Annotated in this window: 13 protein-coding genes; 9 read left to right on the top strand and 4 right to left on the bottom strand. The window is 36.9% G+C overall.

The annotated features are described in order from the left end of the window. Positions 1 to 33: 33 nt before the first annotated feature. Positions 34 to 339 carry a rhodanese-like domain-containing protein gene (locus J2Y03_RS13775; RefSeq protein ID WP_310195037.1) on the top strand — a complete coding sequence of 102 codons (306 nt, stop codon included), beginning with the start codon at positions 34 to 36 and terminating at the stop codon, positions 337 to 339. A 211-nt stretch (positions 340 to 550) separates the two neighbouring features. Continuing rightward, entirely contained in the window at positions 551 to 736 is a 186-nt protein-coding gene (locus J2Y03_RS13780; protein WP_132093343.1) for a sporulation protein Cse60, read from the top strand. Positions 737 to 745: 9 nt separating this feature from the next. Here the strand turns inward: J2Y03_RS13780 and J2Y03_RS13785 are convergent, their stop codons facing one another. Then, positions 746 to 2,023: a BaiN/RdsA family NAD(P)/FAD-dependent oxidoreductase gene (locus J2Y03_RS13785; RefSeq protein WP_310195041.1), complete on the bottom strand. Its 1,278-nt coding sequence runs from the start codon at positions 2,021 to 2,023 to the stop codon at positions 746 to 748. 254 nt (positions 2,024 to 2,277) lie between these two features. On the opposite strand from J2Y03_RS13785, the gene J2Y03_RS13790 reads away from it, so the two are divergent. Together J2Y03_RS13790 and J2Y03_RS13795 are read left to right on the top strand one after the other, a co-directional pair. Next, complete coding sequence (locus tag J2Y03_RS13790) at positions 2,278 to 3,897, top strand: putative polysaccharide biosynthesis protein (protein ID WP_310195045.1); 1,620 nt, start codon at positions 2,278 to 2,280, stop codon at positions 3,895 to 3,897. A gap of 19 nt (positions 3,898 to 3,916) precedes the next feature. After that, positions 3,917 to 4,636, top strand: coding sequence for a pseudouridine synthase (locus J2Y03_RS13795; protein WP_310195048.1), 720 nt, complete (start codon positions 3,917 to 3,919; stop codon positions 4,634 to 4,636). A 37-nt stretch (positions 4,637 to 4,673) separates the two neighbouring features. Here J2Y03_RS13795 and J2Y03_RS13800 read toward each other — a convergent pair whose 3' ends face one another. Further along, a complete protein-coding gene (locus J2Y03_RS13800; RefSeq protein ID WP_310195050.1) occupies positions 4,674 to 5,120 on the bottom strand; it encodes a Dps family protein in 447 nt (148 codons plus the stop codon). 193 nt (positions 5,121 to 5,313) lie between these two features. Here J2Y03_RS13800 and speD point away from each other — a divergent pair, with 193 nt between their 5' ends. Both speD and J2Y03_RS13810 read left to right on the top strand, forming a co-directional pair. Beyond that, entirely contained in the window at positions 5,314 to 6,123 is an 810-nt protein-coding gene (gene speD, locus J2Y03_RS13805; protein WP_310195053.1) for an adenosylmethionine decarboxylase, read from the top strand. Between the two features lie 141 nt (positions 6,124 to 6,264). After that, positions 6,265 to 6,987: an AAA family ATPase gene (locus J2Y03_RS13810; RefSeq protein WP_310195056.1), complete on the top strand. Its 723-nt coding sequence runs from the start codon at positions 6,265 to 6,267 to the stop codon at positions 6,985 to 6,987. A gap of 517 nt (positions 6,988 to 7,504) precedes the next feature. Here J2Y03_RS13810 and J2Y03_RS13815 read toward each other — a convergent pair. Continuing rightward, positions 7,505 to 8,851, bottom strand: coding sequence for an amino acid permease (locus J2Y03_RS13815; RefSeq protein ID WP_310195059.1), 1,347 nt, complete (start codon positions 8,849 to 8,851; stop codon positions 7,505 to 7,507). A 365-nt stretch (positions 8,852 to 9,216) separates the two neighbouring features. After that, a complete protein-coding gene (locus J2Y03_RS13820) occupies positions 9,217 to 9,438 on the bottom strand; it encodes a DeoR family transcriptional regulator (protein ID WP_081954676.1) in 222 nt (73 codons plus the stop codon). Positions 9,439 to 9,857: 419 nt separating this feature from the next. On the opposite strand from J2Y03_RS13820, the gene pepV reads away from it, so the two are divergent. The 3 genes from pepV to thpR all read left to right on the top strand — a co-directional run bounded on the left by pepV (position 9,858) and on the right by thpR (position 12,857). Next, positions 9,858 to 11,273, top strand: coding sequence for a dipeptidase PepV (gene pepV, locus J2Y03_RS13825; RefSeq protein WP_310195062.1), 1,416 nt, complete (start codon positions 9,858 to 9,860; stop codon positions 11,271 to 11,273). Between the two features lie 23 nt (positions 11,274 to 11,296). Then, entirely contained in the window at positions 11,297 to 12,157 is an 861-nt protein-coding gene (gene dat / locus J2Y03_RS13830; RefSeq protein ID WP_310195064.1) for a D-amino-acid transaminase, read from the top strand. 133 nt (positions 12,158 to 12,290) lie between these two features. Next, positions 12,291 to 12,857 (top strand): RNA 2',3'-cyclic phosphodiesterase, encoded by a 567-nt coding sequence (gene thpR, locus J2Y03_RS13835; protein WP_310195067.1) that lies wholly within the window; start codon positions 12,291 to 12,293, stop codon positions 12,855 to 12,857. Positions 12,858 to 12,871: the final 14 nt, after the last annotated feature.

The following is a 12,871-nucleotide window of genomic DNA, read 5'->3' on the forward strand; positions in this document are numbered from 1 at the left end:
AAGGGGGGAATCCTTTCTCAAGGGGTGGGAAAGATGGAAGAAATTCAAATTATTACACCAGAAGAATTAAAGAAAAAGCTCGAAGAAGGGGAGAAACTCGAGCTTGTCGATGTTAGGGAGGATGAAGAGGTAGCACAAGGAATGATACAGGGTGCCAAACATATCCGGATGGGTGAAATTCCTGTTAATCTTGACTATTTTGATAAAGATAAAGAATATATCTTTATCTGCCGCTCGAGCGCTCGTAGCGGGAATGTCTGCTACTACTTACAAGAACAAGGCTATAAAGTCCGTAATATGGTTGGCGGCATGCTTGCATGGCCAGGTGAGACAGAATAAACGATTCCATAGTGGAATCGTTTTTTTTATAGAGTTGTTGATTGTGACCGAATGGAAGCGGAAACATTAATTTGGGTAAGAATCAGAGTGGAATTGTGCCCGAAAAGTCAAGCGGACATCAATTTGGGTAACAATCAAAATTTATTAACATTTATTTTAAAATTCTGAAAAAATGGGAATAAATGATAGTAAAAAGGAAAGTGAGATTTGTATGATCCAAGTAAAGTTGTTTGACCGTGAGCATGAAAAGGATTTAGAAAAGGAAATGAATCGTTTTTTAAAGGGCATCGATGAAAACGAATTAGTAGATATTAAATATAATGTTGCAGCAATGCCTGAGGAAGAAGAGGAAGAACAAATCTATTGCTTTTCCGCTATGATTATTTATCGGGCCTGATAAAATATATCAGGCCTGATATTGTTTTTTTGCTGAAAGGGCAGCATTGGTTCCGGCGAGTCTTCCCGTTACTAAAGCAGAAGTGATGTTATATCCACCAGTGTAACCATGAACATCAAGAATCTCACCACAAAAATAAAGACCTCCCATTAATTTTGAAGCCATTGTCTGAGGTTCAATTTCTTTAACGGAAACACCGCCACCGGTAACAAATGCTTTTTCAAGCGGTAAGGTACCATTTACCTTTATCAAAAATTGTTTACAGCTTTTTGCAAAGGTGCGGACTTTTTCATTTGATATCATTGCCCCTTGGTCCGAGGGATCAATTTCATTCTTTTCTAAAAGAAACAACAAATATCGTTCAGGCAAGAATCCTTTTAACGTGTTTTTTATGCTTTTCTTAGGCTCACTTTTTACTAACTTCACAATTTCTTGGAAAATTTCTTCCTCCTTTTTATCTGGCAGAGCATCTAAACTCATCGTAACATCATTTAACTTCCATTTTTTCAGCGCTTTGACAACGAATTGACTGCAGCGAAGGACTGCGGGCCCGCTGAGGCCAAAATGCGTAAAAATCATATCCATACGATGCGAAATAAGTGATTTCCCTTTCGGATTTAAAACATTTAGTTCAATATCTCTTAAAGAAAGTCCTTGAAGAGTTTTACTTTTGATAAATGGTTCATTTGAGGTGACAGGCACCTCTGTTGGAAACAGTTCAGTAATCGTGTGACCAGCTTTCTGTGCCCAAGCATAGCCATCTCCCGTTGAGCCAGTATGGGGAACAGATTTACCGCCGACTGCTATGACAATCGATTTTGCTTCAAATTCTGTACCGTTTTTTAATTTCACGGACGAAACATGACCGTCCCGGTAACTAATGTCTGCAACAGGGCTATTTGTGTATACCTTCACTTTAAGTTTTTCTAACTGATTCAAAAGTGCATCAACGACTGATTGTGCTTTATTGGATACAGGGAACATCCGCCCATGGTCCTCTTCCTTTAATTCAATCCCTAACTTTTCAAAGAACTTGATAATATCTTCATTACTAAAGATAGAAAAGGCACTGTATAAAAACTTTCCGTTGCCGGGTAAGTGCTTAATGATTTCCTCAACGGGTAAGCGATTCGTGACATTACAGCGGCCGCCGCCAGAAATCGCCAGCTTCCTTCCTAGCTTGTCTCCTTTATCAATCAACAGGACCTTTAAACCCTTCTCACCTGCTGCAATGGCAGCCATTAGACCGGAAGGACCGCCTCCAATAACAACAACATCGTACATCATACTTCCACCAACTTTATGAATATTCTTTTATATGGATAAACTTTTACTATTAATCATTACACATTAATCCATTATAAACACTCTCAACGAAAAGAAAACGAAAAAGGCAGCCAAATACATGAAATTTTAGCAGGGTTGTTAGTAGCATCCGTGCAAAAAGAGTTGTAAACTACTAATAGTGTGCAAAAAAGGCTACAAAAGGTTTGCTCATATGCGCACAAACTTTTTCTTCACTGGGAAGGGATCCTAATTTTATGTCGTCTAAGCTTATAAGAGGAACGTTTATTTTAACACTTGGTACCATCATATCCAAGGTTCTTGGCTTACTTTATGTTATACCCTTTTATCAAATTGTAGGTTCAGAAGGGACAGCGTTGTATCAATATTCTTACATTCCCTACACCATCTTTATTAGTATTGCCACAGCTGGGGTGCCTCTTGCTGTTTCAAAATTTATCTCGAAATATAATGCACTCGAAGAGTATGCGGTTGGTCGCAAATTATTTAAATCTGGACTAGTCATGATGCTATTGACTGGTATTGTTTCTTTCTTAATATTGTATTTTTCGGCACCGCTTATTGCTGACATGATTATCACAAAAAAAGAGGATGTCGGATCAAGAGCAATGGATATCATAACGGTTATCCGGGCTGTGAGTTTTGCACTGATAGTAATCCCGTTTATGAGTTTAATTAGAGGATTTTTTCAAGGACATCAATCGATGGGACCGTCCGCGGTTTCCCAAGTCGTGGAACAGATTGTCCGGATTGCCTTCACACTTGCAGGGGCCTTTATCGTCATAAACTTTTTAAATGGAAGTATTGTAACAGCTGTAAGTGTGGCAACCTTTGCCGCGTTTGTAGGGGCAATTGGGAGTCTGGTGGTTTTATTTTGGTATTGGTATAAACGGAAACCGCATTTAGACCAGCTGCTCCAACATGATAAAGGGACAGTGCAGGTTTCGTTAAGAGAAATTTATAAGGAAATCCTTGTCTATGCAGCTCCTTTTGTATTTGTTGGGATTGCTAATCCATTATTTCAAGCGATTGATCAGGTTACCTTTTCACGGGCTATGCAAGAAATTGGCTACAGTTTTAAGGCTGCCGATGCAGCATTCTCTATACTAAATTTCGAATCACATAAAATTGTAATCATCCCTGTTTCTCTTGCAACAGGTTTCTCGTTGGCTCTTGTTCCAAGTATCACGAAGGCATTTGTAGATAATGACCGGAAAGGGTTAAATCAACAGTTAAATCAAACCTTTCAAGTCTTAATGTTCTTAACATTGCCGGCTGCAATCGGGCTTTCTATATTATCAGAGCCTATCTACACTGTATTTTATGAGCATAAGGAGCTTGGATTCGAAGTACTAAGAGCCTATGCCCCAGTTGGAATTCTTTTTTCCTTATTTTTAGTGACTAGTTCTATATTACAAGGAATCAATGAACAGCGGTGGACGGTATTAAGCTTGTTAGTTGGATTACTCATTAAATTGTCGCTTAATATCCCACTAATTAATATGTTTGAAACAAAAGGCGCGGTGCTTGCAACAGCAATTGGGTACATTGGAGCTATAATAATTCAATTAATTGTTATTAAAAATTATGCAGGATACCCTTTCTTATTTGTTTGGAGACGGAGTTTGTTAATTGTTATCTTTGCTGGAATCATGTTGGCAGGGACAGAAATTGTTTACCAGTTACTTTTGTTATTCCTAACTCCAGAATCTAAGTTCCAATCACTTTTGATAATCATTGTTTGTGCAGCCGTAGGCGCTGTTATCTATTTTTACCTTGGATTGAAATCTGGACTTGTCAACAGACTATTTGGTGATAGGGTTGATCGTATTAAGAAGAAATTAAGAATGAATTAAACAGGAAGGAGGATTTACGATGAGAATTGATAAAATGCTGGCTAATTTAGGCTATGGCAGCCGGAAAGAAGTCAAACAGCTGCTAAAAAGTGGTGCAGTAAAGGTTGACGATGTTGTCGTCAAGGATGCGAAACAGCATATCGATACAAATAAACAAACCGTTACCCTAAATGGTGAAGTCATTGAATACAGAGAATATATTTATTTAATGATGAACAAACCCCAAGGGGTGTTGTCGGCAACAGAGGACAGTGTTAGCGAAACGGTCATTGATTTATTGGAACTCGGAGATCAGGTATATGAACCGTTTCCTGTTGGAAGATTGGACAAGGATACAGAAGGATTATTGCTGATTACCAATGATGGTCAATTAGCTCACAAGCTGTTGTCACCTAAAAAACATGTACCTAAGACCTATTTTGCGGTGATAGATGGTGAAGTAACCGAGGAAGACATCGAAGCATTTGCAGAGGGTGTAACTCTTGATGATGGTTACGAAACAAAACCAGGTGAGTTGAAAATAGTAAAGTCTGGCATTCGTTCCGACATTGAGTTAACGATAACCGAGGGAAAGTTTCATCAAGTAAAACGGATGTTTGAGGCGGTTGGAAAAAAAGTAGTTTATTTAAAGCGAATTTCCATGGGCCCATTACCATTAGATGAAACCCTTGAGCTTGGTGAATATCGGGAATTAACGGATGAGGAAGTAGAATTGCTTAAGGATTACCAAGTAGTGTAGAAACAGGTAAAGGACAAGGCAGCGGCCTTGTCCTTTTTTATGCTTGTAGGAAGGAAGTTAACATCCAATTATGTTTGCTTAACTTTTCAATTAACTCCGTAAACATATCACTCGTTACTTCATCATTTACCTGATCTGCAGCTTTTATTCCTTCCTTTAATTCGGAGATAAGCTGGGAGAAATCATTTACAACGTTTTGCACCATTTCTTCAGCTGTTAACACATCAGATGTTTCTTCAATCGATGCATATTGTAAGTATTCTTTTAATGTGGAGATTGGCTTTCCACCTGTCGTTAATAATCGTTCTGCTATTTCATCCATTGTTCCGGCCGCTTCTTCATAAAGTTCTTCAAATTTTTCATGTAAGGTAAAAAAGTGTGGTCCTTTTACATACCAGTGGAAACGATGTAGTTTGGTATATAATACATTCCAGTTTGCGAGTTGTTGATTCATCACTTGTTCAAGGGTTAATGTTTGTGTCATTTTCCATACCTCCTAATTTCTTATCTGATTTAATTATAACACATATTATTTAAAAGTAAATATTAAATAATAATTATTATAAATAAGAAATATATAAAGTAATTTTTTATAAGTAACAAATCTTAAAAATGGGTAATCTAAAAATATTTACAACACTGTCCCGCATTTTGAAAATCGAAAAGGGGGAAGCAGCATGAAACTCACACATAAAGAAACCATTGAATTACATGGCTTTAATAACCTGACAAAATCGCTGAGTTTTAATATGTATGATATTTGTTATACACGATCGAAGGAAGAACGCGAGGCCTATGTAAAGTATATTGATGAACAATATAGTGCTGAAAGATTACAGAAAATATTAACCCATGTATCAGACATTATTGGTGCACATGTATTAAATGTCGCAAGTCAGGATTTTGAACCAGCTGGAGCAAGTGTAACCCTTCTCATATCAGAGGAACCAGTCGAAAATGCTCCATCCGAGCATTTTGAGGAGTCACCTGGTCCGCTTCCAGAATCGGTGGTCATGCAGTTAGATAAGAGTCATATCACAGTTCATACATACCCTGAATATCATCCAGATGAAGGAATCAGTACTTTCAGGGCTGACATTGATGTATCAACTTGTGGAGAAATCTCACCGCTTAAAGCACTGCATTACCTTATTCGGTCGTTTGAAACAGACGTCATGACGATTGATTATCGAGTTCGCGGTTTTACAAGAGATAAGAAAGGTTTTAAATTATTTATTGACCATGAGATTAGCTCCATCCAGAATTATATTCCCGAGGACGTCGGAGAAATGTTCGATATGATTGATGTCAATGTGTATCAAGAAAATATCTTCCATACAAAATGTAAACTCCGTGAATTTGATTTAAATAACTATTTATTTGGCTATAAAAAAGAAACCTTACATCCAGAAGAGTTAATTGAAATAACTGAAAGAATTAAGCTGGAAATGGATGAAATTTTTTATGGCAAAAATATTGTACAATAAATGACCATCTTACTAATAGCGTTTATATGTCGAATTATAGCCAAAAAGAAAATGCGCAGCTTTACGAAAAAGTAAAGCTGCTTTTTTGCATCAATCGTGTAAAATGGATTACAAAGAAATGTTTTATTTAGGGAGACGGTTATGTTTTTAAAAAAAGTTACCTTATTAAAAGAAAAGATTCCAATTTTTAATGACTACCCTTTTTCCATCCCATCCATAGCGAGCCTCAATGAGATGAAGTTAGAAAGTAATGTTACCTTCTTTGTAGGTGAAAACGGATCCGGTAAATCAACTTTATTGGAAGCGATAGCGGATAAATGTGGTTTTAATACAGCAGGTGGTGGCAGAAATAATTCTTATGATGTATATGAAACGAATTCCGAGCTAAGTGAATACATAAGACTCTCATGGATGCCAAAAATCACTAATGGATTCTTTCTGCGTTCAGAATCGTTTTATCATTTTGCTACTCATATCGATAAAGTGGATGATAATGGATTTAAGGATTATGGTGGGAAATCTTTATTAAAGCAATCCCATGGGGAATCATTTATGTCTTTATTTATAAATCGATTTAACGGAGAAGCCATTTACCTATTGGATGAACCTGAAGCCGCATTATCGCCTGCAAGGCAATTAGCACTCTTGAAAGTCATCCATGACCTTGAAACACAAGGAGATGCACAGTTTATCATTGCCACTCATTCCCCAATCCTTTTGGGGTATCCAGAAGCTGAAATCTATAGCTTCGATCACGGTCAGATTGCAAAAATTGATTATGAAGATACAGACCATTATAGTATTACAAAATATTTTTTAGAGAATAGAAAAAGATTTCTTTATGAACTGTTTAAAGAGGAATAGAAATAGTTTTAAATTTTGGAACTGGTTGATTAGAGCGGAACGATCCGCATTCATCTGTTGGGGGATCAGGTTAAGCACCCAAGCTGATAAATAGGCGGAAAAATTCCGCTTAATTAGTAATTCGTATTTAAAAAGGCTTAAATAGACGGAGAGATTCCGCCTATTGACTCGAAAAATTCGAAAATGGGAGATTTTTCTTTGATTAAGCGGAAAACCTCCCCTTATTTACCCCGAAACGAGCTCCATTCTGCATATAACCGGAAAATCTCCGCTTATTTTACTTTTGCTGGTTACTCGATTAAGGACAAGACATCTTATCTCAAAAATCCAAGAGAACATTGCTTTGATGCATTACGGTGAGGTTTTATATAAATAAGGTTTTTGTATTCCTAATAAAGAAACTCGCCAATTTTTTTATGGCGAGTTTTACTTTTTTATATACCAATAACGATGCCAATACGACTGTCATTTCGGCACGTATTTTAAGAAAAGTACCTCAAAACGGAACCCTTTCCCCTCATCGGAGATCACTTCTTCTTTTTGCTATAAATGAAAGGGTAATTAGAATACCCACAATGACTAATGAAACGGTTGAGCCAATCAGATTGCTTGGGCTAAAAATAAATCCAATAAAAATCAAGCTTAATGCCAAAATAGCAATGATGGTCGTTAGTGGGAACCATTTTACTTGAAATGAAGGTTTAACTTTATATTGTGGCCGAAGCTTTAAATGGGCAGCACAGATTCCTATCCAAACCAACATAATCGTGAAACCAGGGATGGTCATAAGATAACTAATGATTTTACCTGGACTAATATAGGCTAAGAAAACACCAACTAAAAGAAAAACGGTTGTAATCATAAGTCCTGTAATTGGAATTCCACTGCTTGATGTTTTCATCAATCTTTTTGGAGCCACACCGCTTTTTGCCATAGAGAAAAGCGTTCTTGATGTTGCATAAATCCCTGAGTTTGCGGCTGACAATACAGCCGTTAATAGGATGAAATTCATCACATGTGCTGCACCTGGCAGTCCTGTAATATTGAAAACTTGAACGAATGGGCTGTCTTGTCCTGTTATTTGATCCCAAGGCATAATCCCGCAAATAATTAAGATTGGGAAGATATAAAAAATAATAACCCGCCAAACAGCACCCTTAATAATACTTGGCATGACGCGTTCAGCATCCTTTGTCTCGGTTACGGCCACTCCTATTAGCTCAGCTCCGCCATAAGAAAACATAACGACTAGAAAGGCACTAAGCATTCCGCTCACTCCATGAGGGAAAAATCCGCCATGGGCCGTATAATTTGCAAGAGGATCCTCAATATTACTTGGCAAAATACCAAATATAATGAAAGCACCTAATAGGATAAAAGCAACTAAAGCGACTATTTTTATCCCTGCGAACCAAAATTCAAGCTCACCATAATATTTTACAGGGAATAAATTGATACCGATGATGACCGCTGCACAGAACAGGCTGAGAAGCCATAAGGGCATAGAAGGATACCAAAATTGCAAAAAACTACCTGCTGCTAATAATTCAACTGTGATAACAATGGTCCAGTTAATCCAGTATAGCCAGCCAGTAATAAACGAAAGTTTAAAACCAAATGCTTTATAAAGTAGCAGCTGTACATTATGATTAGGAAAAGCAATGGCCATTTCCCCCAAAGCAGCCATCACAATAAATAATAATAGCCCGCCAATTAAATAGGTAAAGATAACACTCGGACCGGCTATACTTAACGTATCGGAGCTTCCTTTGAAAATTCCAGTTCCTATCATTCCTGCTAAGGCAATAAATTGAACATGCCTTGGCAGTAATCCTTTTTTTAAATCCTGATGATTATTTTCCATGTTGGTCCTACCTTTATTTATAAGTTATCACTCTCTTGCTTAAACGCTTTTAAGTACTAAAATATTATATTAATATACCATGTTACAATAGATATTCAACCCTATTTTTTATAAGGGGCTATCTTTATAAAAATTATTGTTAAAATCTTAAAGCCGATTTTAACGTGGAATAAACTGTTTTTGTGCTAGAAATTAAGTGTGCAAGCTCTTTTCTTACAATTGAAGCTATTTACTACATATCATAGCTCAATCAAGCGGTTTTAATCTCTCAAAGTAACAAAGTTTAAGAAAAGAGCCTTTAAATAAAAGCAAACAAGCACGCGAGTTTATCGCGTGCTTGTTTGTCATAGCTGTTTATTCATATTTTAAGAAGACATTTTTACTTTCTTTTGTGTTATGGTCCATTTTCCGCGGCTTGGGCTTATTACCAAGTCATTATAGGCTAAAACATTTAAATCTCGTTGTATGGTGCGAGGAGTGATACCAAATTCCTCTACAAGTTCTTGCGTCGTGACTGTGCCTTTATTACGAATAAACATGTAGATACATTTGATGCGGTTTAACATCCGGTTAGTCGAAGGTTTCAAAGAACCACTCCCTATCCTTTTTTCAAACCTATGGCAATATCCTGCTACCGACAGCCTCTTAGATTAGTATGTAATTTTCTTTCCGCAGACAACTCCTTTATTAATAAATAGTTGCAGTGGATATCCTTGATGACTTAGATATATTGTACCCACAATTTCTGAAAATTTCCACCATTAGCGTATAATTTACATAAAAAACATAACTACTTAACAATAATTGTTCGTTTTTTCTCCTCCCTTTCATGATTCTTACTATAGTCTATGGGTGTAAATGTTAAGATTATGACAAATTAGTTGAATTTTTCGTAAATTAATAATAGGACAAGAATTTGAAAATCATTTCGTTTTTAGTTGGAAAATTGATAAGATATTGGCAAAGGTATATTTAACCAATTCAAGTATTTAGGAGGAGTAAACCATTGTCAAAGATTAATTGGATGGGTGAAGTAGAAAAGAGAAAAGATGATCTCTTGAGAGATACACAGAAATTGTTACATATTAAAAGTCTTTTAGACGAGGAAAATACTTTTCCTGATGCCCCGCTTGGCAAAAGGGTGAAAGAAGCATTAGATTTCATGCTTACTCTTGGTGAAAAGGACGGGTTCACTCCCAAGAATGTTGGTAATTTAGCAGGTCATTTGGAATTTGGTGAAGGGGAAGAGTTGCTCGGTATCCTCTGCCATGTTGATGTTGTTCCAGAAGGTGACGGTTGGGCTAGTGATCCTTTTGCGGCTGAAATTCGCGATGGAAAAATATTTGCCCGTGGGGCGATTGATGATAAGGGTCCGACCATGGGAGCTTATTATGCAATGAAAATAGTAAAGGAACTTGGCCTGCCGATAAATAAACGGATCAGAATGATTATTGGTACGGATGAAGAAAGCGATTGGCGTTGTGTGGAGCATTATTTTAAAGAAGAAGAAATGCCAACCTTAGGCTTCGCACCTGACGCAGATTTTCCTATTATTAATGCTGAAAAAGGAATTGCTGATTTGGATATGACGCAGCAAAAGTCTATCACAGAAACGGGAACAGCGAATGTTGAAGTTCTTACTTTTACATCCGGTCAAAGATACAATATGGTTCCGGATTTTGCAACGGCAACCTTATGCATTAAAGGAAGTCAAACGGAAGTTGTCCAAAGATACACAGATTTTATGAAGCAAAATAAATTAGAACACAGCTCTTATGTTGAAAAAGGGGACCTCATACTTGAAGTGAAAGGCGTTTCTGCTCATGGGATGGAACCGAAAAACGGAATAAATGCGGGATTATTTCTAGCAGAATTCCTGTCAAAATTAGAACTAGACGATATGGCTGCACTTTATTTCAAATTTGTTTCCGGCTATTTCTTTAATGATTCCAGAGGTGTGAACCTAGGGGTAGCGTACTCAGATGATATTTCTGGTGAGTTAACGATCAACCCTGGGAAGCTTTCTTATTCTCCTGAATCTGGCGGCAGCATTGGGATGACTTGCAGATATCCAGTCACAAACAATATGGAGACTACAAAAGAAAAGCTCGATGAACTTTTGCTAAAAGAAGGATTTTCCATTTCAAAATTCAAAGATACAAAACCACATCACGTGGACGAGAATGAATTCTTGATCCAAGCCTTAAAAAAGGTTTATGAAGAACAAACTGGTGAAAAGGCTGAATTGATTGCAATTGGCGGAGGAACCTACGCAAGATCCTTAAAAGCTGGAGTGGCATTTGGTCCCTTATTTCCAGGGAGACCCGATATTGCCCATCAAAAAGATGAATATATCGAAATCGACGATTTATTGAAAGCAACGGCAATTTATGCACAGGCAATTTATGAATTAGCCAAGTAATAAAACCAAAGGGGAGTGTAAGAATGGAATTTGCTTTATTGAACGGGGAAATAATTGAACGGTCAGAAGCCAAGGTAGATGTAGAAGATCGTGGATATCAGTTTGGTGATGGAGTTTACGAAGTAATTCGTGTTTATAATGGAAAAATGTTTACGTTAGCTGAACATCTAAAAAGATTCGTTAAAAGTGCTGAAAGTATCGGAATTTCATTGAAATATACGAGTGAGCAATTAACTGACCTGTTAAGAAATCTTCTTATAAAAAATAATCTTGTAACAGGCAATATTTATATGCAGGTTACCCGAGGGATTGCACCTCGAAATCACGTTTTTCCAACTGGTAATGTCCCTCCTACACTTGTGGCCTATACGATTAAGGGAGTTAGACCGCTCGACAACTTGAAAACAGGAGTAAGGGCAATTTTGACGGAGGATATTCGCTGGCTTCGCTGTGATATTAAAAGTTTAAATTTATTAGGCAATCTATTGGCTAAACAAAAGGCAAGTGAGCAGGGATGTTTTGAAGCCATACAGCACCGTGGTCAAGATGTCACAGAAGGCAGTTCATCTAATATTTTTATCGTGAAAAATGGGACGGTCATAACACATGAATCGAACAACTTAATACTAAAGGGAATTACAAAAGATGTTATTTTGGACCTTTGTATAAAAAATAATATCCCTGTTATTGAGCGGACATTTTCTTTAGCAGAACTTGATGAAGCAGAAGAGGTATTCTTATCAAGTACAACAGCGGAAGTGACGCCGATTATTGGGATAAACGGTAAGAAGATTCGAGAAGGAGTTCCAGGCCCAATCACCAAAAAATTGCAGGAGCTATTTGAAAAAGAAATTGAGAAACAATGTGGTGTCCTGGTTAGATAAGTAATATAAAAATGTGCAGCAGATGAAAGGAGTCTGGTGCACATTTTTTTGTAAAAAAATGAAGCGATTTGCAGTCTTTAAAATACATACAAGTTGTAAAAAATAGTCTAAAATAAGAAAAGGAATGATAAGAATGAATCAGCAAACACATTATTTTTTCGCTATAAAAATTCCGGAAGAAACAAAATTAATCATGAAAAAAAATAGTGAGAAGTTAAAAGAACTTTTTCCATTTAATCGCTGGGTTCACCATGAGGATTTGCATATTACACTAGCATTCCTAGGCAATGCTCCTTCTGAAAAACTATCCAGTGCGATAGAAAATGTTCACGAAGCATTGCACGAATCAAAGGGAATTCCATTAGAAATTAACAAGCTTGGAATCTTCGGGAAAGTGGAATCACCTCGTATCTTTTGGGTGGATACGAAGGAAAGTAACGAATTACAGGTAGTTAGGAGCAAAGTGTTTAATGCATGCTTAGAAGCTGATTTCGAACTCGAAACCAGACCTTTTAAATCTCATATTACCCTTGCCCGAAAGTGGACAGGAGATCAACATTTTCATAAAAAACTTCTTGATGTTTGGAATGAACTTCAGCCAGAACCGATTATTTTTAAAGCATATGAAGTAGTTTTATACCAAACTCATCTAGATAAAACACCAAAATATGAGGTAAAAGAAATATACCACTTAGAATGAAAAGAGAATATAAC

Origin of the sequence: Neobacillus niacini (assembly GCF_031457145.1) — a bacterium.
Taxonomy (GTDB): domain Bacteria; phylum Bacillota; class Bacilli; order Bacillales; family Cytobacillaceae; genus Neobacillus; species Neobacillus niacini_J.

Bases quoted from the DNA above. Each gene is read 5' to 3' on its own strand.
- J2Y03_RS13775 (WP_310195037.1), top strand. From the start codon at position 34: ATGGAAGAAATTCAAATTATTACACCAGAAGAATTAAAGAAAAAGCTC.
- J2Y03_RS13780 (WP_132093343.1), top strand. From the start codon at position 551: ATGATCCAAGTAAAGTTGTTTGACCGTGAGCATGAAAAGGATTTAGAA.
- J2Y03_RS13785 (WP_310195041.1), bottom strand. From the start codon at position 2,023: ATGATGTACGATGTTGTTGTTATTGGAGGCGGTCCTTCCGGTCTAATG.
- J2Y03_RS13790 (WP_310195045.1), top strand. From the start codon at position 2,278: ATGTCGTCTAAGCTTATAAGAGGAACGTTTATTTTAACACTTGGTACC.
- J2Y03_RS13795 (WP_310195048.1), top strand. From the start codon at position 3,917: ATGAGAATTGATAAAATGCTGGCTAATTTAGGCTATGGCAGCCGGAAA.
- J2Y03_RS13800 (WP_310195050.1), bottom strand. From the start codon at position 5,120: ATGACACAAACATTAACCCTTGAACAAGTGATGAATCAACAACTCGCA.
- speD (WP_310195053.1), top strand. From the start codon at position 5,314: ATGAAACTCACACATAAAGAAACCATTGAATTACATGGCTTTAATAAC.
- J2Y03_RS13810 (WP_310195056.1), top strand. From the start codon at position 6,265: ATGTTTTTAAAAAAAGTTACCTTATTAAAAGAAAAGATTCCAATTTTT.
- J2Y03_RS13815 (WP_310195059.1), bottom strand. From the start codon at position 8,851: ATGGAAAATAATCATCAGGATTTAAAAAAAGGATTACTGCCAAGGCAT.
- dat (WP_310195064.1), top strand. From the start codon at position 11,297: ATGGAATTTGCTTTATTGAACGGGGAAATAATTGAACGGTCAGAAGCC.
- thpR (WP_310195067.1), top strand. From the start codon at position 12,291: ATGAATCAGCAAACACATTATTTTTTCGCTATAAAAATTCCGGAAGAA.